The sequence below is a fragment of the Ramlibacter sp. genome (assembly GCF_035627355.1).
GTDB lineage: Bacteria > Pseudomonadota > Gammaproteobacteria > Burkholderiales > Burkholderiaceae_C > Ramlibacter.
On the sequence record NZ_DASPLW010000011.1, the window covers coordinates 35,752 to 58,407 of the forward strand.

The window sequence follows — 22,656 nt, forward strand, 5'->3', positions numbered from 1 at the left end:
TCAGGATTTTGTTGCGGTGCAACATCAATGATGGAATACTCCGGGATAACCCGGACACACTGACAAGAACACAGGAGACAGGCATGCATTCTCAGACAGACTGGCTGGCCCTCGCGCAAGGCTTCAACCAGGGCCTGGGCGAGAGCTGGAAGAAGGCCATGGAGGCCTTCGGCGGCGGCAAGGGCCTGGAGGCGTTCTCCGGCCTCGGTCCGGGTTTCGCCAAGGGCCAGCCGGTGCCGCAGATCCGCTTCGACCCCGAGAAGCTGGCCGCGCTGCAGGCGGCCTACCTGAAGGAAGCCGCCGAACTCTGGAACCACGGCCTGGTGGGCGCTGCCGCCGGCGACAAGCGATTCAGTTCCGAAGCCTGGGGCAGCAACCCGGTCGCCGCCTTCAGCGCGGCCGCCTACCTGCTGAACGGCCGCACCCTGCTGGGCCTGGTGGAGGCCGTGGAGACCGACCCCAAGACCAAGGCCCGCCTGCGCTTCGCCGTCGAGCAATGGATGGCCGCCTCGGCCCCCAGCAACTTCCTGGTGCTCAACGCCGAGGCCCAGCGCAAGGCCATCGAGACGCGCGGCGAAAGCATCGCGCGCGGCATGCAGAACCTGCTGAACGACATCCAGCAGGGCCACGTCTCGATGACCGACGAGAGCCAGTTCGAGGTCGGCCGCAACGTCGCCACCACCGAAGGCGCCGTCGTGTTCCAGAACGAGCTGTTCCAGCTGATCGAATACAAGCCGACCACCGCCAAGGTCTTCGAGCGGCCCTTCCTGGTGGTGCCGCCCTGCATCAACAAGTTCTACATCCTCGACCTGCAGCCCGACAACTCGATGGTGCGCTACCTGGTCGAGCAGGGGCATCGCACCTTCGTGGTGAGCTGGCGCAACCCGGACGAGTCGATGGCCGACACGACCTGGGACGACTACGTGGGCGAGGGCGTGCTGGAGGCGATCCGCGTGGTGCGCGAGATCGGCGGCGGCAAGCCGATCAACGCCCTGGGCTTCTGCGTCGGCGGCACGCTGCTGGGAACGGCCCTGGGCGTGCTGGCCGCGCGCGGCGAGAAGCCGGTGGCCAGCGCCACCCTGCTGACCACGCTGCTGGATTTCAGCAGCACGGGCATCCTGGACGTCTTCATCGACGACAACTTCGTGCGGATGCGCGAAGCGCAGATGGGCCAGGGCGGCCTGCTCAAGGGCCAGGAACTGGCGTCCACCTTCAGCTTCCTGCGGCCCAACGACCTGGTGTGGAATTACGTGGTGGGCAACTACCTCAAGGGCGAGACGCCGCCGCCCTTCGACCTGCTGTACTGGAACAGTGATTCCACCAACCTGCCGGGCCCCATGTACGCCTGGTACCTGCGCAACACCTACTACGAGAACAACCTGGTCAAGCCCGGCAAGGTCACCGTCTGCGGCGAGAAGCTGGACCTGCGGAAGGTGGACATCCCGGTCTACATCTACGGCTCGCGCGAGGACCACATCGTGCCCATCGACGGCGCCTACGGCAGCGTCAACGCACTGCCGGGCAGGAAGCGCTTCGTGATGGGCGCCTCCGGCCACATCGCCGGCGTGATCAATCCGCCGGCGAAGAACAAGCGCTCGTACTGGACCAACGACAAGCTGCCCAAGAGCCATGCCGCGTGGCTCGAAGGTGCCAAGGAGCACCCGGGCAGCTGGTGGCCCGACTGGATGGCCTGGCTCAAGCCGCACGCGGGCAAGCCGATTGCCGCGCCCAGGCGGTACGGCAAGGGCAACACCTACAAGGCCATCGAACCCGCGCCCGGGTCCTACGTGAAGAAGAAGGCCTGAGCGCGGCGCAGGCCGTCATCCCGCGGGCAGGAATCCATCCCAGGGGGCAGCAAAGCAAGGGCGTCCATGCGAAGGCGGTGGACCCGGCAACAAGGAGATCCCATGCAACACGACATCGTCATCGTCTCGGCCGTCCGCACCGCGGTCGGCAAGTTCGGCGGCTCGCTCGCCAAGACCCCCGCGACGGAGCTCGGCTCCATCGTGATCCGCGAGGCGCTGGCGCGCGCCCGCGTGGAGCCGGCCCAGGTCGGCGAGGTGATCATGGGCCAGGTGCTGGCCGCCGGCGCCGGGCAGAACCCGGCGCGCCAGGCCTCGCTCAAGGCCGGCCTGCCCAAGGAAGTGCCGGCCATGACCATCAACGCCGTGTGCGGCTCGGGGCTCAAGGCCGTGATGCTGGCCGCGCAGGCCATCGCCTGGGGCGACAGCGAGATCGTCGTGGCAGGCGGCCAGGAGAACATGAGCGCCGCACCGCACGTGCTGCTGGGCTCGCGCGAAGGCCAGCGCATGGGCGACTGGAAGATGATCGATTCGATGATCGTCGACGGCCTGTGGGACGTCTACAACCAGTACCACATGGGCGTGACGGCCGAGAACGTGGCGCGCGAGTACGGCATCGCCCGTGCCGCACAGGATGAGCTGGCGCTGGCCAGCCAGAAGAAGGCTGCCGCGGCGCAGGACGCCGGCCGGTTCAAGGACGAGATCGTGCCGGTCGCCATTCCCCAGAAGAAGGGCGAGCCCGTGCTGTTCGATGCCGACGAGTACATCAATCGCAAGACCAGCGCCGACGCGCTGGCCGGGTTGAGGCCGGCGTTCGACAAGGCCGGCAGCGTGACGGCCGGCAACGCGTCGGGCATCAACGACGGCGCCGCCGCGGTCGTGGTGATGTCGGCGCAGAAGGCCGCGGCGCTGGGGCTGCAGCCGCTGGCGCGCATTGCCGGCTTCGCCACCGCCGGCCTGGATCCGGCCACGATGGGCATGGGCCCGGTGCCGGCTTCGCGCAAGGCGCTGCAGCGCGCCGGCTGGAACGTGCAGGACGTCAACCTGTTCGAGCTCAACGAGGCGTTCGCCGCCCAGGCTTGCGCGGTCAACAAGGAACTCGGCCTGGACCCGACCAAGGTCAACGTCAACGGCGGCGCGATCGCGCTGGGCCATCCCATCGGCGCGTCCGGCTGCCGCGTGCTCGTGACCCTGCTGCACGAGATGCGTCGCCGCGAAGCGAACAAGGGCCTGGCCGCGCTGTGCATCGGCGGCGGCATGGGAGTTTCCCTCGCCGTCGAACGCGCCTGATTCGATAGAGTGGTCCGCAAGCCGCCCCGCACCGGGGCGGCGCTGTCGCACATCCAAGGAGAGAACGAATGGCACAGAAGGTGGCGTACGTCACGGGCGGCATGGGCGGGATAGGCACCGCCATCTGCCAGCGCCTGCACAGGGAAGGCTTCAAGGTGATCGCCGGCTGCGGGCCGACGCGCGACTACGGCAAGTGGCTGGACGAGCAGAAGGCGAAGGGGTTCACCTTCTACGCGTCGGTGGGCAATGTCGGCGACTGGAACTCCACCGTGGAGGCCTTCAGCAAGGCCAAGGCGGACCACGGTCCCATCGACGTGCTGGTGAACAACGCCGGCATCACGCGCGACCGCATGTTCCTGAAGATGACGCGCGAGGACTGGGACGCGGTGATCGAGACCAACCTCAACTCCATGTTCAACGTCACCAAGCAGGTGGTGGGCGACATGGTCGAGCGGGGCTGGGGCCGCATCATCAACATCTCGTCGGTCAACGGCGAGAAGGGCCAGGCCGGGCAGACCAACTACTCGGCCGCCAAGGCCGGCATGCACGGCTTCACCATGGCGCTGGCCCAGGAACTGGCCAGCAAGGGCGTGACGGTCAACACGGTCAGTCCCGGCTACATCGGCACCGACATGGTCAAGGCCATCCGGCAGGACGTGCTGGACAAGATCGTGGGCACCATCCCGGTCAAGCGCCTGGGCGAGCCCAGCGAGATCGCGTCGATCATCGCCTGGCTGGCCTCGGAGGAAAGCGGCTACTCGACCGGCGCCGACTTCTCGGTCAACGGCGGCCTGCACATGGGGTGAACGGAGCTGGCGTCCGCCCGCGGGCGCCGGCGCTTCAGGCCAGGTCCTCGATCACGAGCCGGCGGTAGCGCTGCGCATGGGAGGGCCGGTGCCTTTCCAGCGCCTTCATCACGCGTTCGGCCGCCTCGTTGTCGGGCGCATGGATCAACAGCGCCCACTGGCCCTGCGCGGCGAGGTGGGTGAACCGTCGGATCGTGTCGCCTTCGGTCCCGGCCGACGGCAGCGGCATGTCGCCGCTACCCACCGTGCGCGCCACGTCGCCCATCATCTTCTCGGGCGTGATCAGGCTCAGTTCGGCGGGGTCGATCCCGCCGGCGACCAATGCCTGCCCGGCGGTGCGTGCCGCCTCCTCGCCGGGAAACATGGCCACGATGTGGCCGGTCGGGTAGAACTGGCCCCGCAGGTTCAACAGATCCGGGCCGAGCTCAAGGTACTTCATCCGCGCCTCCGTGTGCTTCTGGCGAACGGAACCATTGCACCAAGGAGGGCTCGGCCGCGGTGTCGGCATGCGGGGCCCGCCACTGTAGGAGCGCGCGCCCCGTGCCGCTGGGACGTGTCACTGCCGCGGCGACGGCACCGCGAGGCTGCCCCAGCCGCGCCGGCCCAGCTCGAAGGAGCCGCTGTCCTCGCCGTAGAGCGCCGCGGTCTTCATGCGGTCCTGCAGGTAATCGTCACGCACGGCGCTGCGGCTCATCGCCGCCGAGCCGCCGCTGCTGGCCTGGGCCTGGGCCTGTCCCGGCGCATAGGTACCCAGCGAATACACGCGCGAGCCGGCCGGTTCGAGGTTGCGCTTGGCCGGGATGCCGTTGGCTTCGCGTGCGACTTCGGCGCGGGTGCGCGTGCCTTCGAACGCCAGGGCCCGGTCGCCGCCATAGAACTCGTCCGCCATGGCGGACGACGCCGCGAGGCCGGTGGTGGCACCCATCAGGGCGCATGAAAGCAGCGGGAGCAATCTTCGGTACAGCATGGCGCTTCCTTTCGGCAAGGGGGAAAGTGACGCCTGTCGGACAACCCTGTCGGACGGCGCCGCGCCACTGTAGGAGTGCGCATCGGCGGGTGGAACGCTACGCACCGCATGCCCCCGTTGCGGAATCCGCAACGATGCCGGCCCCCTCAGTGCGCCACGCCGGCGAAGGGCTGCGCGCCGTGCAGCATGCTGTCGCGCGCGTGCGCCACGAGGAAATCGAGGAAGGCACGCGTGCGCGAGGGCAGGAACTTGCGGCTCGGCAGGACCGCGACCAGCGCCAGCCGTGCCGTGATCCAGGGCTGCAGCAGGACCTGCAGTCGGCCGGAGGCGATCAGCGGTGCCAGCAGGTCGTCGGGCTGGCTGCTGATGCCGGCGCCCTCCAGGGTGGCGCCCAGCAGCGTGTCGGTGTGGTTGGCCGTCAGGACCGGCGTGACCTCCACCTCCTGGGCGGCGCGCTGCCCGCTCGAATCCAGCAGCCGCAAGGGTCCGGGCCGCTGGCCGGGCAGCCGCAGCTGGAGGAACCGGTGCGCCGCCATGTCGGCCGGCTCGCGCGGCTCGCCGTGGCGCTGAAGGTAGTCGGGCGAGGCGCAGAGCACGCCGTGGCTCAGCAGGATGGGCCGGATGATCGCGTCGGGATCGATGTGCACGGAGCCGCTGAGCACTGCCAGGTCGTAGTCCTCGACGGCCGGATCGGGCGAATCCTCGACCTGGACGTCCACGGCCACCGCCGGGTGCATCAGCTGGAAGCGCGCCACGGCGGGGCCCAGCAGGTGGGTGGCCGCCACGGGTGGCGCCAGCACGCGCACCGTGCCGCTCATGCTGCTGGTGTGGACCTGTACCAGCGACTCCGCCTCGTCGATCTCGCCCAGGATGGCCTTGAGGCGCTGCAGGTACTCCTCGCCGGCGTCGGTGAGCGCCAGGCGCCGCGAGGTCCGCTGCAGCAGCCGGACCCCCAGGTGCTGCTCCAGGTCACTGACGAGCCGGGTGACCACCGCCGGTGCCAGGTCCAGCTTGCGGGCCGCGGCGGCGAAACCGCCCAGCCCGACCACCTGCTGGAACACCCTCATCGATTGCAGCCGATCCATTCGCCCTCGCGGGAAGTCCCTATGGCGAGCCATTATTCGGAAAAGGCCTGGGTGGAACCGCTTTGACGGAAGTCGAAACGCGCCTGACATCCGTGTTGCGCGAGGCCGTGCTGGCGTCAACGCAGCCGATGGGCAGGGCCGCCGCCTTCACCGGGGACAATGGGTCCTTCCATGAACTTTGCTGCCAATTCCCTGGACCACGCGAGGCGGGTGTGCGTCGCTCCGATGATGGATCGGTGCGAGACCCCAGCATCCATGCGGGTTGCAGGGCCATCGTGTGCAGCAGGTGTGCAATTGCGCGCGGACCGGCTCCCGCGCCCCAGCTGTTCGATGGTAAGTGGCGTCCAACTGGCGCGCGCCGGTGCGGGTGCGCGGGCAGCCTGATGCACATGGCTGGCTGGCGCCAGCCCGTCACCCATACCGCACCCATGGAGCAGGGCGGCCGGCCTAGCTCAACTGCAACCGAACGTTACGTCCGCTGCGGTCTAATCCTTTTTGGCTATGAACGTGTAACGATGACGTTACTTTTTGACGCACTCATCATTGCCGTCCGATAGCGCAGTAGGTGGCGTCCTACGTAGACTTGCTGAGCCTAGAGGGCCAAAAAAAAACCACACCGCGCCTTCACGCGGTGGGTTCTCGAAGCACTGGAAGCCGGCGGCGCCGCAATCTTGGCGGACTAGGCGCAGCCGGGTTGTTCTTTTCCGTGCGGGCCGGAGTATATCGGCGCCAGCCTACGGCTGAGCAAGTCGGGTATTCCCACCCCCGCGCGGCTTTTCTGAAAGCAATCTATGGCTGCGCATCGATCCCGCCTGCTGTCCCCCAGCGGCACCTCCACCACCACGACCAGCGCCGCGTGCGCGAAGGGAGAGCGTCATGCATAACGACCTCTCCTGGCCGGTTGTCGGTCCGCTCAACCCGGCCACCAAGCGCGTCGTCTACGGCGTGCTCGACACCGTCGCGCGCTCGCACGAGCTCACGGCAAAACACCTGGAGCGCCTGGAATCCTCCTACCAGGCCACCAGCGACGCCATCGCCGCGTCGCCGGAGTTGGGGGACGACGTGACCGAAATCCACGCGCAGGGCTCGCGCGCGCTTGGCACCAGCGTGCGCCCCATAGGCAAGCATGGCTTCGACATCGACAGCATCAGCCACCTGCGCGCTGGCGCCCGGGCCAAGTACAGCGGCGACGGCGGCGCCGAGCGGCTGCTGCAAGCACACTTCACCGTGCTCAAGCGCCACGGCGACCGCCACGGGTTGAAGGTGAGACGCAAGACGCGCTGCATCCAGATCGAGTACACCGCCGAGCTGCACGCGGACATCACGCCGTTCTTCGAGGATCCGTGCCCGGGTCTGCGCTGGGGCGAGCACCACGGCGTCGTGCCCGACCGTGAACTGCGCAGCTACTGTGCCTCCAACCCGGTGGGCTACCGCAAGTGGTTCGACACGGCGGCGGCTATCCGCCCCAACCTGGCCATGCGGGTGATCGTGGCCAAGTCGCTGGCGGCCGAAGGCGTCGATGTGGTCCCACTGCCCGCGGCCGATGAGGTGTTTCCCAGGTTCCTGTGCCGGCTGGTGCAGGTGGCCAAAATTCACCGCAACACGCTGTTCGCCAACGCCCCGGAGCTGGCGCCCACCAGCATCTTCATCACAACCCTGATCGCCACCGCGTACAGCAATCTCGCCCTCGTGCAGCACGGCGATGAGCTGGACCTGATGCTGAACATCGTCAAGGCCATGGCCAGTTCGTTCCAGCGGCGATGGCTGCCGGACGGGCAGGAAGAGTGGGTGTTGCTCAACCCGACGACCCACAACGAGAACGTTGCGAGCCGGATGAACACCCCCGAGCGCCAGAGCGCTTTCCGCCAGTGGCTCGCCAAGTTCTTCGAGGACCTGTTCCTGCTCGCGTCCAGTGCTGCACGGGCCGAAGGCGGCGACCAGCGACTGGTCCTCGTGGAGTCGGCGTTCGGCGCGCAGGCGGCCCGCCATCTGCGCACCGAGACCATGGCGTTGGTGCAGGCTCGAAGGGCATCCAGCTGGGCGGCTGCGGCCGTGCCGACGGGGCAGGGGCTGGTCCTGCCCAGCCGCTCGCACACCTTCCACGGGAGCCAGTCCTGATGCGGCCGCCGGGGGCGCGTCCGCCGACGCTGGCGCAGCGACTGGTTGAACTCAAGGCGCTCGGGCTGGGGAACCCGCAACACCGCCTGACGACAGCGGCGCTGACCTATGAGTTCTCGATGGGCCCGCCGGGCGGGCGGATGTACCGCTGCCGCCTGGTGCTGGAGCGGGGTCCGGCCTGGCCCGAAGTGCTGGTGCTGTCGCCCGACCTGTCGCAGCTGGCGGGTGGCCGTGAGCTGCCGCACACCTATGGTCGCAAGGGCTTGGCCACCCGGCTTTGCCTGTGGCGGCCCGATTCGGGTGAGTGGACGCCGATGCGCAGGCTGGGCGACACGGTGATCGCCTGGACCGCCGAGTGGCTGGCCTACTTCGAGGACTGGCTGTTCAGCGACGAGTGGTTGGGCGGCGGTGTCCACGCCGGCATCACGACGCCGCCGGGGTTGCCATGCGCCGCATCCTGAGCCTGGGCGGCGGCGGCATCAAGGGCGCGGCGACCGCCGCCTACCTGGCCCACCTGGAGGAGGCGAGCGGCCGGCGCATCGCCGACTGCTTCGACCTGATCGCCGGGACCTCCACGGGCGGCATCATCGCCATCGCCTTGGCATCGGGGGTGAAGGCGTCTGACCTGGTCGAGTTCTACATCGAAGACGGCCCCGCGATCTTCCCCAAGGACCGGCCGACGGCGGGGTGGTGCGGCTTTGTCTCGCGCCTGCGGCGAACCAAGTACGACCCCACCGCACTGCGCGAGGCACTCACCCGGCGGCTGGGCGAGCGGCTGCTGGGCGGGGCCTCCACGCGCCTAGTCATCCCCGCCGTCCAGCCCGCGCGCGCGGAGATGTACCTGTTCAAGACGCGCCACCACCCGCTGTTCCGGCACGACCACCGGCTGCATGCCGTGGACGTGGCGATGGCCACGTCGGCTGCACCCACCTATCTTCCACAGCACCTTGTGCCCAACGGGGGCCCATTTGCTGATGGCGGGCTGTGGGCGAACAACCCGGTCGGCGTCGCGGTCGCCGAAGCGGTGAGCTATCTGGACTGGGCGCCGGAAACGCTGAGGGTGTTGAGCATCGAGACGCCGCAGGAGCCGCAGGTGATACCGGACAAAGGCCTGCTCGCGTGGAGCAATTCCTTGACCGTTCTCGACCGGCTGGGAGCACTGCAATCGTCGGCGGCGCGGGGTACAGCGCTGGCGTTGATGCGCGACGTGGGCAACATGCCTGGGCCGCAGCGGTTCATGGAAGGGATGACCGGCGGTTTCCCCAAGGGCTACTTCGGTTTGGACGAAACGGAGCAGATCAAGCACTTGATTGGCCTGGGCGCAGCTGAGGCCCGCAAGCACGGGAACCGGATCGGCGAAATGTTTCTGTCCACTAGCAAGGCGCCGTTCACGCCATGCCCGTGATGCCGCGGCGCGCCGGGTGGAAGGCCTCGCAAACGCGCCGTGCGCGTGGCGGCTGCGCGCTGGGCGACCCGCTGGTTAGTAGGGCACTTGCTCGCGTCACGCTACGGTCACGCCGTCATCGTGACGAGCGTGACCCACCATAGGGCAGGGCGGCGGCTCGCGGCCCATACGACCAACACGGAGCACCCTGACTGAGCCGTGCCGAACGGCAACCGAGGGATTATGAGACCCGCGCCGGACTCCGCGCCCCTCCACGCTACTCCGAATCGCACCACAAGAAAATCGGTCCACCGGCGGTCTTGCAGGCGACCTTGGTCCCGCCGCAGCCGAGGCTGACCTGACACCGGCCGGCCGCCTTGCCCGCGTAGCACTCAGCCGGCGGCGTCGCGGCCTTCGATTCGCCTTCGCAGTGCGCCGGAGTGCTCCAACAAATGGCCGCGGCGGGCGGGGCAGTTCGCCGGCCGATGCGGGCAGCGGCTGCGTCGGGCGCGGTCCTTCTTCGCCCCGCTCTTCTCGGCGAGCCCCTACACCGCTCGTATTCCAGCTGCAGGCTACACTTTGCGGGTCATGGTTGGACAGCGCGCCCGTCGCCTCACCACCACGGTCTTCGTGGTGGTGGCGCTGCTGTTTTCGCAACTGGCGCTGGCCAGCTACGCCTGTCCGCCTCAGCCGGTCCAAGCGGATGCCATGCCGATGGCGGGCGGCGAGCCATGCGAAGGCATGGACATGCAGGTGGATGAGGGCCAACCCGTCCTGTGCCACCAGCACTGCGTGAACGCGCCGCAGTCGTTCGAGCCCATCCACCTGCCGACCCTGAGCTTGCCGGCCATCGTGCAGGTGCTCGTCGTCCAGCAATTCGTGGGTGGCACGCCGGACGAGTCGCGCCTGCATGCCGATACCGGCCAGATGCGACCACCACCGGACCCGCTATTCCTCTCGACCCTGCGCCTTCGGGTTTGACCCGCTTCACCGATTGAACCGGCGCTGGACGGGCTTGCCTGCGTCCAGCCTTTCTCGTTCGTCGTGGAGCTCCCATGTGTTCGTTCGTTTCGCGCGCGGCCGTCCTGGCTGCCATTTCGGTCCCGCTGGCCTGCGCGGCGGCGCCCATCACGCTGCCGGAGGCGCTCCAGCTCGCAGTTCAACGCTCCGAAGCTGCGCGCGCTGGCCGCGCCAGCGTGGTCAGTGCGGGTGAAGCGGCCCAGGCCGTAGGGCAATTGCCCGATCCCGTGCTGGGCCTCAGCCTGGAGAACTGGCCGGTGACGGGGCCTGATCGCTTTACCACCACCCGCGAGAACATGACGATGAAGCGCATCGCCCTGTCCCAGGAGTGGGTGTCGGCGCAGAAGCGGTCGCTTCGCAGTGGCGCAGCCAATGCCTTGGTGGCGCGGGAGGCAGCTGGCGTGGCCGCAGCCACGGCAGATACCAGGCTGCAGGCCGCGCTGGCGTACATCGACGTGTATTACGCGGCCGAGGCCGTCAAGCTGGGCGTGCTGAACGAACGCCACGCCCGAGAAGCGCTGGAGACCGCCCGAGCGAGGCTGTCGTCCAGCGCGGGCAGCGCCACGGATGTCCTGGCATTCTCGTCGTCGCAAGGCATGGCCGAGGATGACACGGCAGACCTGCGCCAGCAGCTGGCGTCGTCGAGCATCGTGCTGGCCCGCTGGACTGGCCGCACGACCGAGGACCTGAGCGCCCCGAACGTCCCTTCCGCGCCGCCTGAGCAGGCGTTCCTCGACGCCCATCCCGTCGTCCTCGCCAAGCAGCGCGAGCTGGAGGCGGCTCGCCAGGATGCAGCTGTAGCGGCCTCGAACCGCCATCCCAACTGGACCTGGCAAGTGGCCTACGGGCAGCGCACCGGGTTCTCCGACCTGGTGACCTTGGGCGTGAGCATCCCGCTGCCGGTCGCACCGGCGGCCCGGCAGGACAGGGACACGGCGGCCAAGCTGGCGTTGATCGACAAGGCGGAGGCCGAGCTGGCTGAGGCGACACGCGCCGCACAGGCGGAGTACCGGCAACTAGCCAGCGAGCAGCAGCACCATATCCACCGGATTGTGCGCTACGAGGCCACTGTGCTCGCGCCGGCCGTCCAGCGAACCGCGGCCGCGGTGGGCGGCTACCGATCCGGCCAGGGCAGCCTGGGGATGGTGTTCGAGGCCCGGCATGCGGAACTGGAGGCCCGCCGCAAGCTGCTTGGCATGCAGCGGGACATCGCCCGCATGCAGGCCCAGCTGGCGTTTCGGCCCGTGCGGCAGGAGGACTTGCAATGAAGCGAAGCGCAATGGTCGCGGCCGCAGTGGTGGTGGCCGCGCTGGTTGCCGCCAGCGCCTTCTACGCCGGGCGCATGAGTGCGTCACCTGCACCTGCGGCTGCCGGTTCGACATCCCCACCGCCGGGCGAGCGCAAGGTGCTGTACTGGCACGACCCCATGGTCCCGGGCCCGCGGTTCGACAAGCCAGGCAAGTCGCCCTTCATGGACATGCAGCTGGTTCCCGTCTACGCCGACGAGGCCAACGAGAGCGGCGTAACGGTCAGCCCAGGCGTGCAGCAGAACCTGGGCATCCGCACGGCCCCCGTGAGGAAGGCGCAGATAGCGCCGGCCTTCGACGCGGTCGGGGCTGTGCAGTTCGACGAGCGGCGCACTGTAGCGGTGCAGACGCGCGTGGCCGGCTACGTCGAGCGCCTGGCGGTCCGCGCGCCGATGGAGCGGGTGCGGAAGGGCCAGGTGCTGGCCACCCTCTATGCCCCGGATTGGCTGGCGCCGCTCAACGAGCTCGTCGCGCTCCAGCGCGCGGGCGCCTCGCAGGAGCTGGTGCTGGCGGCACGGGAGCGCACGCGCGCCTTGTCGATCCCGCAGGACCTTGTTCGCCAGGCCGAGGCAGGCGGCAGCGTCACGGGCCGCTACACGCTTACCGCGCCGGCCGGCGGGGTCGTCGCCGAACTGGGCGTGCGTGAAGGGGTGGCCGTGTCGCCCGGCATGAGCCTGTTCCGCATCGCCGGCCTGGACAAGGTCTGGGCGGTCGCCGAGATCCCGGAGACCCACGCCGTTCGGCTCGTGCGCGGCCAGAAGGTGAGCGCCGCGTTGCAGGCCGACCCGGGCCAGGCGTTCGCGGGCGAGCTCAAGGAAATCCTGCCGGAGGTCAGCGCCACCACGCGCACGCTCAAGGCTCGCTTCGAGGTGGACAACCGGGGCGGCAAGCTGATGCCGGGAATGCTGTTGCGCATCCGGGTCGAAGCACCGGCCACCGAGCGGCTGGTCGTGCCCGCAGAAGCGGTGATCCGCACCGGCACCCGTGCCGTCGCCATCGTGCGCAAGCAGGACGGCACGTTCCAGCCGCGCGAGGTGAAGCTGGGTGTCGATCTCGGCGACCAGCTGGAAATTGCGCGAGGGCTGAACGAAGGCGACGAGGTCGTCGCCAGTGGGCAGTTCCTGGTGGATTCCGAGGCCCGTCTGCGCTCCGTGCTGGATGGCATGGCCGCCGTCGGTTCGGCCGTGCCCGCGGCCTCTGCACCATCCACGGCCACGCCCGCTCCAGCCGCCAAGGGCGTCTACCGGGCGGAGGGCAAGGTCGAGAGCGTGGAACCCGACGGCATCACCATCTCGCACGGACCCGTGCCGGAACTGCGGTGGCCCGCCATGACGATGGGTTTCGGCAAACCCGACCCCAAGGCCTTCTCCGCCGTCAAGCCGGGCGACATGGTCCGCTTCGAGTTCAAGCAGGGCGGCGCGATGGGCTACGAGCTGGTCAACGTCCAGCCGTCAGGGGCAGGCAAGTGATCGCAGCGCTCATCCGCTGGTCGATTCGCAACCGCTTTCTGGTGCTGATGGCCACCGCGTTCCTGGTGGTGGGCGGGATCTGGTCCGCCAAGGGCATGGCGCTGGATGCACTGCCGGACCTGTCGGACACCCAGGTCATCGTGCGCACTTCCTACCCGGGCAAGGCGCCCCAAGTGGTGGAGGATCTGGTCACCTATCCGCTGACGACCACGATGCTCAGCGTGCCGGGGGCCAGGACGGTGCGCGGCTACTCGTTCTTTGGCGATTCGTTCGTGTACGTGCTCTTCGACGACAAGACGGACCCGTACTGGGCCCGCTCGCGGGTCGTCGAAGCCTTGAACCAGGTGCAGGGCCGGCTGCCGCCAGGCGCAACCGCCGCGTTGGGACCGGACGCCACCGGGGTGGGCTGGGTCTACGAGTACGCCTTGGTTGACCGCACCGGCCGGCACGACATCTCGCAGTTGCGCGCGCTCAATGACTGGTTCCTGAAATTCGAGCTCAAGACGGTGCCCGACGTGGCCGAGGTGGCGAGCATCGGCGGCATGGTGCGCCAGTACCAGGTCGTGCTGGACCCGGACCGCATGCGGGCGCTGAGCATCACCCAGGCGAGCGTGATGGACGCGCTGCGCCAGGCCAACCAGGCTGCCGGCGGCTCGGTGGTGGAGCTGGCCGAGGCGGAGTACATGGTGCGCTCGCGCGGATTCCTCAGGACACTGGAGGACTTCCGAACCATTCCGATCAAGCTGTCGGGCTCCACTCCGGTGCTGCTGCGCGACGTGGCGACCGTGCAGGTCGGCCCGGAAATGCGGCGCGGCATCGCCGAGCTGGATGGCCAGGGCGAGGTGACGGGAGGCGTGGTGGTTATGCGCTCGGGCAAGAACGCGCGCACGACCATCGAGGCGGTCAAAGAGAAGCTGTTCGCCCTGCAGGGCAGCCTTCCGCCGGGGGTGCAGGTGGTCCCGACCTACGACCGCTCGCTGCTGATCGACCGCGCCGTGGACAACCTGCGCTGGAAGCTGGTGGAGGAGTTCGCGGTGGTGGCGCTCGTGTGCGCGGCGTTCCTTTTCCACCTGCGCTCGGCGTTCGTGGCCGTCGTGACCCTCCCGGTCGGGGTGCTGGCCGCCTTCATCGTCATGCATTGGCAGGGCGTCAGCGCAAACATCCTCTCACTCGGCGGGATCGCCATCGCCCTTGGCGCCATGGTGGACGCCTCCATCGTCCTGATCGAGAACGCGCACAAGCATCTCGAAGCGTTCGAGCACCGGCACGGCCGCGGCCCGACCCTGCCCGAGCGGTGGGAGCTGGTCACCGCTGCGGCCATCGAGGTCGGGCCGGCGTTGTTCTTCTCACTGCTGGTTATCACCCTCTCATTCATCCCGGTGTTCACGCTGGAGGCGCAGGAAGGCCGGCTGTTCTCGCCCCTGGCGTTCACCAAGACCTATGCCATGGCCGCCGCCGCGGGCCTGTCGGTGACGCTGGTGCCTGTCCTGATGGGCTACTTGGTGCGCGGGCGCATTCCCCCTGAGGCCGCAAACCCGTTGAACAGGTGGTTGATCGGCTTGTACCGGCCGGCACTGGAAAGCGTGTTGCGCTGGCCGAAGGCGACGCTCACTGTGGCGGCCGTGTTGTTTGCGCTGACAGTCGTGCCGGTGCTGCGGCTGGGGGGCGAGTTCCTGCCGCCGCTGGACGAAGGCGACCTGCTGTACATGCCTTCGGCCCTGCCGGGTTTGTCGGTGTCCAAGGCCTCCGAACTGCTGCAGCAGACCGACCGCCTCATCAAGACGGTGCCAGAGGTCGAGCGCGTCTTCGGCAAGGCCGGCCGGGCGGACACGGCCACCGACCCTGCGCCGCTGGAGATGTTCGAGACCACCATCCAGTTCAAGCCGCGCGCGCAGTGGCGACCTGGAATGACGCCTGACAAGCTGGTCGAGGAACTGGACCGCGTGGTCAAGGTGCCGGGCCTGTCCAACGTGTGGGTGCCGCCCATCCGCAACCGCATCGACATGCTGGCAACCGGCATCAAGAGCCCGGTGGGCATCAAGGTCGCGGGCGCCGACCTGGCGACCATCGACCGCCTGACCGGCCAGATCGAGGCCGCGGTGAAGAAGGTGCCCGGCGTTTCGTCGGCCTTGGCCGAACGGCTCACGGGCGGGCGCTACATCGACGTGGACGTGGACCGCCTGGCGGCCGCCCGATACGGCCTGTCGGTAGCCGACGTACAGGCCATCGTGTCCACCGCTATCGGCGGCGAGAACGTCGGCGAGGTGATCCAGGGACGCGAGCGGTATCCGATCAACGTGCGCTATCCGCGCGAAATCCGTGATTCGCTGCAGCGCCTGCGCGAACTGCCGTTCGTGACGGACAAGGGCGCGCAGCTGCAGCTGCAGGACGTGGCGCGAGTGGCCATCCAGGACGGGCCGCCCATGCTGCGCAGCGAGAACGCCCGACTCTCGGGATGGGTGTACGTGGACGTGCGCGGGCGCGACCTGCGCTCGGTCGTGCACGACATGCAGGGCGCCCTCGACCGCGAAGTGAAGCTGCCGGCCGGCTATGCGGTGTCCTGGTCCGGGCAGTTCGAGTATCTGGAGCGCGCCACGCAGCGGCTAAAGCTCGTCGTGCCGGCGACTCTGGCAGTGATTTTCGTGCTGCTGTACTTGCTGTTCCGCTCGTTCCGCGATGCCGCCCTGGTGATGGCTGCAGTGCCGTTCGCCCTGATCGGCGGCTTCTGGCTGGTGTGGGCCCTCGGGCACAGCATCTCGGTGGCCACCGCCGTGGGCTTCATCGCCCTGGCCGGCGTGGCCGCCGAGTTCGGCGTGGTGATGCAGGTGTACTTGCGCAACGCCTACGCCAGGCGCCTAGCCCAGGGCGAACCCGACAACGAGAGCACGTTGCTGGACGCCATCCGCGAAGGTGCCGTCCTGCGCGTTCGACCCAAGGCGATGACGGTGGCCGTCGTCATGGGCGGGCTGCTGCCCATTTTGCTGGGGGGCGGCACCGGCTCGGAAGTGATGACCCGGATCGCGGCGCCGATGGTCGGCGGCATGGTCACGGCGCCGCTGCTGAGCATGCTCGTGATCCCGGCCGCCTGGTATCTCCTGCACCGTCGTCGTCCACGAACGGTGGCAACACCCAATCAATCGCCCGGTTTTTCCAGCCCGCACCCCACCCCTTGAAAGGAGCTCGTATGAATAGATTGCTGGGATCGGCTTTCGCTGTAGGTGCAGCCTTTGCCCTTGCGGCCTGCGCGCAGCAGCACCCGACGATGGAGCACAGCATGATGATGGGCCACATGCCCATGATGATGGGTGGCTCGCAGACACCCTCCGCCGACATGGGAACCATGATGGCGGCCTGCATGGAACACATGCAAGCGACAGCGGGGTCGCACCTGAACGGCGACAACCGCCCGGGCGGGCGCTAGTCAGGCCACTTCAATTCCGATGCCCCCGAAAGTATGTATGAAGAAATTTATCCATCTGGTCTCCGCGTTGCTGCTGGTCGCCACTGCCGGCGCCTACGCGCAGGGCATGTCCATGCCAATGCAGCCCGCGGCATCCGCCGGCTCCAAAGCAGCGATGCCCTTGGTCAACGGGGAGATCAGGAAGCTGGACGCCAAAACCGGCCTGATCGTGCTCAAGCACGGGGAAATTGCCAACCTGGGCATGCCGCCCATGACGATGGGCTTCGATGTCGCCGACAAGTCGATGCTCAAGGGCCTGAAAGTGGGCCAGAAAGTCAAGTTCCAGGCCGAGATCGTGTCTGGCAAGGCGACCGTGACGGAACTGCATCCGACGCGATAACGGCGCGGGACAAAACTACTGATCGGCGCCGCGGCTGACGCCGCCAAATTCGCCGCCAAACGAGTGGCCAAGAAGCAGGCCGACAAAGCCGCCGACCACCTGCGACGCGATGAAGGCGGTGATCGAGGCCGGCGCGATGCCCGCGAAACTGTCGCTGAACATCCGCCCGAATGCCGCCGCCGGGTTGGCGAACGACGTGGACGAGGTGAACCAGTAGGCTGCGCCGATGTAGGCCGCAACGAGTGCGGGCGCGCGGCCAGCAGCAGCGCGGGCGATCACCAGCACCAAGCCGGCGGTCGCCACTACCTCGGCGAGCCATTGCCCCGGGCCGCCTCGAGCCTTCGCGGCCCACTGGACGGCCGGTAGGTCGAACATCAAGTTGGCCAGCATCGCGCCAGCAGCAGCGCCGGCGAGCTGTGCGACGATGTAGAGCAGCACGTCGCCGCCGCTGAGCGCGGCAGTGCGCCGGAAGACGACGGTCACCACAGGATTGAAGTGAGCGCCGCTAATCGGCCCGAACACTTCGATCAGCACGAACAGCGCGAAAACCGTCGCCACCGTGTTCGCCAGCAACGCCACGGCAGCGTTGCCGGCAGCCAAGCGCTCGGCCATGATGCCGGACCCGATCACAGCCGTGAGCAGCAACATGGTGCCCACGAACTCCGCCAGCAGCCGACGGATAGCGAGTGCCGGCATCACTTGCCGGACAGCTCGCGGGCGGTGGCCTGCAGGCGCAGCTTGTCCAGGCGCTCGGCCGGCAGGTTGACCAGCATCTCCAGCCGGCTGCGAATCGCGTGCAAGGTTGCCTTGAACGCCGCCTTTCGCTGCTCCTCGGGACCCTGCGCCTCGCTCGGGTCCGGGTAGCCCCAGTGCGCTGTCGCTGGGTGCCCTGGCCAGACCGGGCACACCTCACCGGCCGCGTTGTCGCACACGGTGATGATGAGGTCCATCTTTGGCGCATCGGTTGCGGCGAACTCGTCCCAGCTCTTGCTCCTCAGTCCCGCAACGCCGTAGCCAGCGTCCTGCAAAACTGTGAGTGCCAACGGGTTGGGCTGCTGGTTGTCGCGGGGGTTGCTGCCTGCGGAATACGCTCTGAACCGGCCTTTCCCGATATGGTTCAGCGTGGCCTCGGCCAAGATGCTGCGGGCGGAGTTGTGTGTGCAGAGGAACAGCACGTTCAGGGCAGCGCTCTCCATCACCATCCCTCAGCAGCAAGCCTTGGCGTCCGACTTGACCGCGGACTTCGGCATGAACTTCACGGCCGCGCTCGTCGGTGCAGTGGCGCAGCACGCCGCATCTGGTGCCGGGCGCGTCTCGCTGAACACGGGGATCAAGTCCAGGGTCTGGAACTGCTCCCACGCGATGCCCTGCGGGTCGGTGATCCAGTACTTGTCGCTCTTGGCGTAGCAGCAGGTGGTCTGCCCTTCGTCGAGCAGCGCCATGTCGGCCTGGACGGCATTAGTCTTCATCGCGGCCAGTTCCTCGGGCGTCTCCACTTGGATGCCGAGGTGATCCACGCCCGGAGCGTTGCCCCGGGTGGAGATGGCGAAGTTGACGGGCGGATCGGCCAGCATCCACTTGGCGTAGTCGCCCTCGGTGCGGGCCGGCTGCTGGCCAAACATGGCGGTGTAGAAGGCGATGTTCTTGTCGAGGTTCTCGACGTGGACGTGGACATGGAATCGCTTCATGGCTTTTTCCCTCAGCAGGTGGTGCAGCCGGCGGCTGCGGGATCGAGACACTCAGCGCCCTGGCAGCAGTGCGCCGTCAGGTAGCTGAGCACGGCATTCATCTGGTCGTAAGCGGCGCGGTAGACGATGTTTCGGCCGACCCGCTCCTGGGTGGTCAACCCGGCGTGGACCAGCTCCTTGAGGTGGAAGGACAACGTCGCCGCCGGAAGGGACAGCGCCTCCGCCATGGTGCCGGGCGTCAGGCCCTGCGGGCCAACCACGACAAGGGCGCGAAACACTTGCAGTCGGGCTGGGTGCGCGAGTGCGGCGAGGGCACGGACGACTTCATTCTCTTCCATATTTCCATCATAATCGAATCAATCGAGAGCATATTCCAGCCGACAAACTTCCGTTTTCAAGCTCGACCGATTCCCGCTCCCCTCGTACCCGTCTGGTGAACGTACATTGCCGAGTGGAGGTGGGGTCATGAGAACAGACGATGGGGAAGACGCAGGCGGTGCACTGGAGCGTCTTCGAGCTACCTTGGAGGGCACCTACGTGCCGCCGAGAAAGGACGCGTTCGACATCGGCACGGATACCCTCTACGGGGCCATAGGCGGCCTTGAACTGCACTGTCCTCACTTTGACCTTCTGCCCGGTTTGCGACTGCGGAGCACGTTCTGCCGGGTCATTGCGCCTTACCTCATGGCGTTCGCGCCTCCACCCCGCCCGGGCCTGCCCCACCCCAACCCATGGGTGGCGCTCGGAGAGGGTGGGCTTACCGTGCTCACCGAACTTGAACTCACAGCGGACGCCGAAGCGATTGGCTTCGACCGGTTGAACACCGTTTGGTTCGTCGTCGCGCTGCTGCGCTTGCGCTTGGGACAGCCGCTGCAAGTTCCTGTCATCGCCGATCGACCGTTCTCCGTGGTCAAGAGTGCGCCGGAGTCCGCCAACATCATCCCCGTTGAACTCGGAGCCCCGCTGGTACGAACGACACCTCATCGCGGCGCTACCCAGTCCGACCTCCAGTGGATCCAATCGCACCTCAGGGCGGCTGCGGCCCTGATGCAGGACCCCATCTTTAACCGTGCGCTGCAGACCTTTGACCGCGCCGTGGCAGTGCCATACCCAGGGGCTGGAATCGTCATCGCGTGGGCATCAATCGAGTCGCTGTTGCGCCCCGGGCAGCAGCGCATCACGGAGAGGTTATGCCGGGCGCTTGCCACGCTTCTCCACCCGCCCGGCAGCACGCGCGACCGAGCATTCACGGAAATTGCGGCCTGCTATGAAGCGAGGGGTGGTGCCGCGCACGCCGGCCACATGCCGGACACCAAGCAATTCACTAAGGCCTTTGACCTCGCCCGAGCCGCCCTCATGGCAACCATTGAACAGGGCCGTTTGCCATGCAGGGATGAGCTCCTGCGGCGTTGGTCCCAAAAGCTGTAGCCGTGTACGAAAGCGTCCGCTTTCGTACACCTTGGTACGACAGGTACGAAAACTAGCTCCAACCTGTTTTGGACATGGCGCAGGATCTGGACGGCCATTTCGTACAGAGGTCACACCATGCCCCGCACCTTCGCCTATTGCCGCGTCTCCACCTCCGACCAGACCACCGACAACCAGCTGCAAGAGGTCATCCAGGCCGGCTTCGCCGTGGACCCGCGGCGCGTGGTGGCCGAGACCATCTCCGGGTCGGTGCCGACCAGCGAGCGCCCCGGCTTCAACCGGCTGGTGGACAAGCTGGAGGAAGGCGATGTCCTGGTCGTCACGAAGCTGGACCGACTGGGCCGGAACGCCATGGACGTGCGTGCCACGGTGGAGGCGCTCGCCGGCCTGGGCGTGCGGGTCCACTGCCTGGCACTCGGCGGCATCGACCTGACCAGCGCCGCCGGGAAGATGACCATGGGCGTGATCGCCGCGGTGGCGGAGTTCGAGCGGGACCTGCTCATCGAGCGCACGCAGGCAGGCCTCGCCAGGGCAAAGGCTGAAGGGAAGTTGCTGGGGCGGCCCTCAGCGCTGACGGACAAGCAGCGGCATGAGGTTCGGGCCCGCTTGGCCCGGGGCGAGTCGGTCGCGGCCGTGGCGCGCGAGTACGGAACCAGCAGGCAGACCGTCATGCGCACCCGGGGTACAGCGGCGCATGGCACGGCGACAGGTGCCTGACGAGGAAGAGCGAGCCGGCCGCGTGGGGGCGACCGGGTTGGCACCCGAAGCGCCGAAACGACCGGGACGGCGTACCCAGCTGCGCCGGGCCGTCGGCACGATGGAGCGCAAGATGAGCGACGCCTTCCACCCGCGATAGCTCGCCTGGCCCCTGCGCTGACCCCTGGCAGGGGCGGCAGGTGGGCGACACGCGAGTTGGTGTTGTTGCGGCGCCGTGACGGCGATGTCGCAGTGGCCGTCACGGTGATGTCACGCCAGGGTCGTGACAAGCGCGTGACGCGCCGCGAGGCGCGGTGGGCAGTTCTACACGTCAACCTCGTCCTCAATGCGCTTGTGGGGTGCTGGCGCGGTCGTGTAGTCGGCCGCCGCGCGTCAGACTCCAGCTCGCTCCAGCATCTTGACGAACTCCTGCGGCGTCGCGGCCCCGGGCAACAGCACCAGACCCTGCCGCAGTTTTTCGGGCCACTCGCCGGTCATCCGATCCTGCTCGGCGCATGCGAGCCAGGTATCCAGAAGCGCGTGCACCTCTTCCAGGGTTTCGGCCAACCCTGATGACAAGGACGACGCGACGATCTGCCCCAGCGGTGCCGCGGGCCGCTTCACCAGATAATCCGGCCGTGGGCTGTAGGTGCCGATGTAGTCCGGCGCGGTGGGGTCCGGCACGAGCAGCAGGCCTTCGTCCGACTGCGGGTAGGTGGATTTCCGACCGCTTGCTGGCTTCGGCACTTGGAACCCCTCTTGCACCGGCCTGTGCTGCGCGCACACCCTACGCCGGCAAAAGCGCTTGCGCCATCGCAAACGCACGGTCCTTGAGCAGGGCGCCTTCGCCGAACCAAGCAGCATCCAGCCCGGTCTCGCGGGTGGACCCGCGCTCGAAGTCAACGAACTGCGTGACCGCGTTGACGGCGCCCCAGAGGGTCTTGCCGGCCATGGCGGAGCCCATCGCCTGGCCGTTGAACAGCGCGGTGATGCGCCGGTAGGCCTTGGTGTTGCGGGCGACCGCGATGGCCGGCGCGTCGCCGCCGTCCACGCGGTACAGCTCCAGCAAGAACGCATCCAGCCGGTCGGCGTCGATCTTGGCTGCGGCCAGCCGCCTCGTTTTGATGAGGAACTCCTCCCAGGACGAGGTGGCAATGGACAACTGCTCGCGCACGGCCTGCGCGTCGAACTTGCTGGCGTGCGGGATGCTCACGCGCGGCTCGTAGGTGCGCCCGCTGGAGCCGTGGTCGCCGACGGCCGCGGTCAATGTGTTGTTGCAGACGACGCGGACGGCCGTGAACTGCGCCGTGGTTGCAACCGAGCGGTCGTAGCTGGTCGCCAGCAGCAGGTAGGGTCGCACCTTGTCGCCGTCCACGACGTTGGCGCCCTCGCCGACCCTGGCCAGCGCCCAGATGCGCCTGCCGCCGCGCAGGCTGCCGGCCGTCTCCAGGGTGAAGCCGTTGCCCTTCACCAGCTCCTCGAAGAAGCCCAAGACCTCGCCGGGCTGGACCACCTTGTACCGGCGCGACACGATGGACAGCGGGGCGCGGGTGTCGCTGCGCAGGAGCAGCTTGTGGTCGGACACCAACCGCAAGTTGCCGGCGCCGCGGCGGGGCCGGTACAGCACTGGTTGCGCTTTGACGGACCACTCCAGGCCGGCGGCCTTGCGCCAGGTGAGAAGGTCCGCGCCGGCCGGGAGTTCAGAACCCAAGGTGTGCCAAGGCGCCTTGCCGATATAGGCCATGTTCGCGCGGCCATTCGAGAAGTCGAGCTCGTGCGCCATCGCTGCCTCCTTT

At 68.0% G+C, this 22,656-nt stretch carries 23 protein-coding genes; 14 read left to right on the forward strand and 9 right to left on the reverse strand.

All coding sequences use genetic code 11. The annotated features are described in order from the left end of the window. The first annotated feature begins 83 nt into the window (after positions 1–83). The 3 genes from phaC (at position 84) to phbB (ending at position 3,898) form a co-directional block, all read left to right on the forward strand. Positions 84–1,805: a class I poly(R)-hydroxyalkanoic acid synthase gene (gene phaC, locus VEC03_RS04530; RefSeq protein ID WP_324913008.1), complete on the forward strand. Its 1,722-nt coding sequence runs from the start codon at positions 84–86 to the stop codon at positions 1,803–1,805. Positions 1,806–1,907: 102 nt separating this feature from the next. Beyond that, positions 1,908–3,092, forward strand: coding sequence for an acetyl-CoA C-acetyltransferase (locus VEC03_RS04535; RefSeq protein ID WP_324913010.1), 1,185 nt, complete (start codon positions 1,908–1,910; stop codon positions 3,090–3,092). 68 nt (positions 3,093–3,160) lie between these two features. Beyond that, a complete protein-coding gene (gene phbB, locus VEC03_RS04540) occupies positions 3,161–3,898 on the forward strand; it encodes an acetoacetyl-CoA reductase (RefSeq protein ID WP_324913011.1) in 738 nt (245 codons plus the stop codon). Between the two features lie 34 nt (positions 3,899–3,932). Here phbB and VEC03_RS04545 read toward each other — a convergent pair whose 3' ends face one another. The 3 genes from VEC03_RS04545 to VEC03_RS04555 form a co-directional block, all read right to left on the reverse strand. After that, positions 3,933–4,337 carry a hypothetical protein gene (locus VEC03_RS04545; protein ID WP_324913013.1) on the reverse strand — a complete coding sequence of 135 codons (405 nt, stop codon included), beginning with the start codon at positions 4,335–4,337 and terminating at the stop codon, positions 3,933–3,935. A gap of 117 nt (positions 4,338–4,454) precedes the next feature. After that, on the reverse strand, positions 4,455–4,823 hold the full coding sequence (locus tag VEC03_RS04550) for a hypothetical protein (RefSeq protein ID WP_324913015.1): 369 nt from the start codon (positions 4,821–4,823) through the stop codon (positions 4,455–4,457). A 188-nt stretch (positions 4,824–5,011) separates the two neighbouring features. After that, positions 5,012–5,950, reverse strand: coding sequence for a LysR family transcriptional regulator (locus VEC03_RS04555; protein ID WP_324913016.1), 939 nt, complete (start codon positions 5,948–5,950; stop codon positions 5,012–5,014). An 876-nt stretch (positions 5,951–6,826) separates the two neighbouring features. Between VEC03_RS04555 and VEC03_RS04560 the strand changes: the two genes are divergently transcribed. The 9 genes from VEC03_RS04560 to VEC03_RS04600 all read left to right on the forward strand — a co-directional run bounded on the left by VEC03_RS04560 (position 6,827) and on the right by VEC03_RS04600 (position 17,048). Next, complete coding sequence (locus VEC03_RS04560) at positions 6,827–8,068, forward strand: nucleotidyltransferase (RefSeq protein ID WP_324913018.1); 1,242 nt, start codon at positions 6,827–6,829, stop codon at positions 8,066–8,068. Beyond that, positions 8,068–8,529 carry a hypothetical protein gene (locus tag VEC03_RS04565; protein ID WP_324913019.1) on the forward strand — a complete coding sequence of 154 codons (462 nt, stop codon included), beginning with the start codon at positions 8,068–8,070 and terminating at the stop codon, positions 8,527–8,529. Before VEC03_RS04560 ends, VEC03_RS04565 begins: the two co-directional genes overlap by 1 nt. Further along, a complete protein-coding gene (locus tag VEC03_RS04570) occupies positions 8,514–9,473 on the forward strand; it encodes a CBASS cGAMP-activated phospholipase (RefSeq protein ID WP_324913021.1) in 960 nt (319 codons plus the stop codon). The genes VEC03_RS04565 and VEC03_RS04570 overlap by 16 nt, the downstream gene beginning before the upstream one ends. Before the next feature lie 567 nt (positions 9,474–10,040). After that, positions 10,041–10,433 (forward strand): hypothetical protein, encoded by a 393-nt coding sequence (locus VEC03_RS04575; RefSeq protein ID WP_324913022.1) that lies wholly within the window; start codon positions 10,041–10,043, stop codon positions 10,431–10,433. Positions 10,434–10,507: 74 nt separating this feature from the next. Next, the gene (locus tag VEC03_RS04580; protein WP_324913023.1) at positions 10,508–11,740 is read left to right on the forward strand and encodes a TolC family protein; all 1,233 of its coding nucleotides are present in this window, start codon (positions 10,508–10,510) and stop codon (positions 11,738–11,740) included. Beyond that, positions 11,737–13,248 (forward strand): efflux RND transporter periplasmic adaptor subunit, encoded by a 1,512-nt coding sequence (locus VEC03_RS04585; protein ID WP_324913025.1) that lies wholly within the window; start codon positions 11,737–11,739, stop codon positions 13,246–13,248. The genes VEC03_RS04580 and VEC03_RS04585 overlap by 4 nt, the downstream gene beginning before the upstream one ends. After that, complete coding sequence (locus VEC03_RS04590; protein ID WP_324913129.1) at positions 13,245–16,421, forward strand: efflux RND transporter permease subunit; 3,177 nt, start codon at positions 13,245–13,247, stop codon at positions 16,419–16,421. The genes VEC03_RS04585 and VEC03_RS04590 overlap by 4 nt, the downstream gene beginning before the upstream one ends. Positions 16,422–16,510: 89 nt before the next feature. Beyond that, the gene (locus tag VEC03_RS04595; protein ID WP_324913026.1) at positions 16,511–16,669 is read left to right on the forward strand and encodes a hypothetical protein; all 159 of its coding nucleotides are present in this window, start codon (positions 16,511–16,513) and stop codon (positions 16,667–16,669) included. 37 nt (positions 16,670–16,706) lie between these two features. Then, the gene (locus VEC03_RS04600; RefSeq protein WP_324913028.1) at positions 16,707–17,048 is read left to right on the forward strand and encodes a copper-binding protein; all 342 of its coding nucleotides are present in this window, start codon (positions 16,707–16,709) and stop codon (positions 17,046–17,048) included. Positions 17,049–17,063: 15 nt separating this feature from the next. Here VEC03_RS04600 and VEC03_RS04605 read toward each other — a convergent pair whose 3' ends face one another. From VEC03_RS04605 to VEC03_RS04620, 4 genes are read right to left on the reverse strand one after another with little or no spacing between them, the layout of a single operon-like run. After that, positions 17,064–17,744, reverse strand: a complete 681-nt coding sequence (locus tag VEC03_RS04605) for an aquaporin (protein ID WP_324913029.1) — start codon at positions 17,742–17,744, stop codon at positions 17,064–17,066. After that, the gene (locus VEC03_RS04610) at positions 17,744–18,244 is read right to left on the reverse strand and encodes an arsenate reductase ArsC (protein ID WP_324913030.1); all 501 of its coding nucleotides are present in this window, start codon (positions 18,242–18,244) and stop codon (positions 17,744–17,746) included. Before VEC03_RS04610 ends, VEC03_RS04605 begins: the two co-directional genes overlap by 1 nt. Positions 18,245–18,253: 9 nt before the next feature. Beyond that, entirely contained in the window at positions 18,254–18,736 is a 483-nt protein-coding gene (locus VEC03_RS04615; protein ID WP_324913032.1) for an ArsI/CadI family heavy metal resistance metalloenzyme, read from the reverse strand. Between the two features lie 11 nt (positions 18,737–18,747). Beyond that, complete coding sequence (locus VEC03_RS04620) at positions 18,748–19,074, reverse strand: metalloregulator ArsR/SmtB family transcription factor (RefSeq protein WP_324913033.1); 327 nt, start codon at positions 19,072–19,074, stop codon at positions 18,748–18,750. Positions 19,075–19,258: 184 nt separating this feature from the next. On the opposite strand from VEC03_RS04620, the gene VEC03_RS04625 reads away from it, so the two are divergent. Together VEC03_RS04625 and VEC03_RS04630 are read left to right on the forward strand one after the other, a co-directional pair. Beyond that, positions 19,259–20,164, forward strand: coding sequence for a hypothetical protein (locus VEC03_RS04625; protein ID WP_324913035.1), 906 nt, complete (start codon positions 19,259–19,261; stop codon positions 20,162–20,164). A gap of 117 nt (positions 20,165–20,281) precedes the next feature. Then, a complete protein-coding gene (locus VEC03_RS04630) occupies positions 20,282–20,881 on the forward strand; it encodes a recombinase family protein (protein WP_324913037.1) in 600 nt (199 codons plus the stop codon). Between the two features lie 372 nt (positions 20,882–21,253). Here VEC03_RS04630 and VEC03_RS04635 read toward each other — a convergent pair whose 3' ends face one another. Together VEC03_RS04635 and VEC03_RS04640 are read right to left on the reverse strand one after the other, a co-directional pair. Continuing rightward, positions 21,254–21,625 carry a hypothetical protein gene (locus VEC03_RS04635; RefSeq protein WP_324913038.1) on the reverse strand — a complete coding sequence of 124 codons (372 nt, stop codon included), beginning with the start codon at positions 21,623–21,625 and terminating at the stop codon, positions 21,254–21,256. 22 nt (positions 21,626–21,647) lie between these two features. Continuing rightward, the gene (locus tag VEC03_RS04640; RefSeq protein ID WP_324913039.1) at positions 21,648–22,643 is read right to left on the reverse strand and encodes a DUF932 domain-containing protein; all 996 of its coding nucleotides are present in this window, start codon (positions 22,641–22,643) and stop codon (positions 21,648–21,650) included. Positions 22,644–22,656 lie beyond the last annotated feature (13 nt).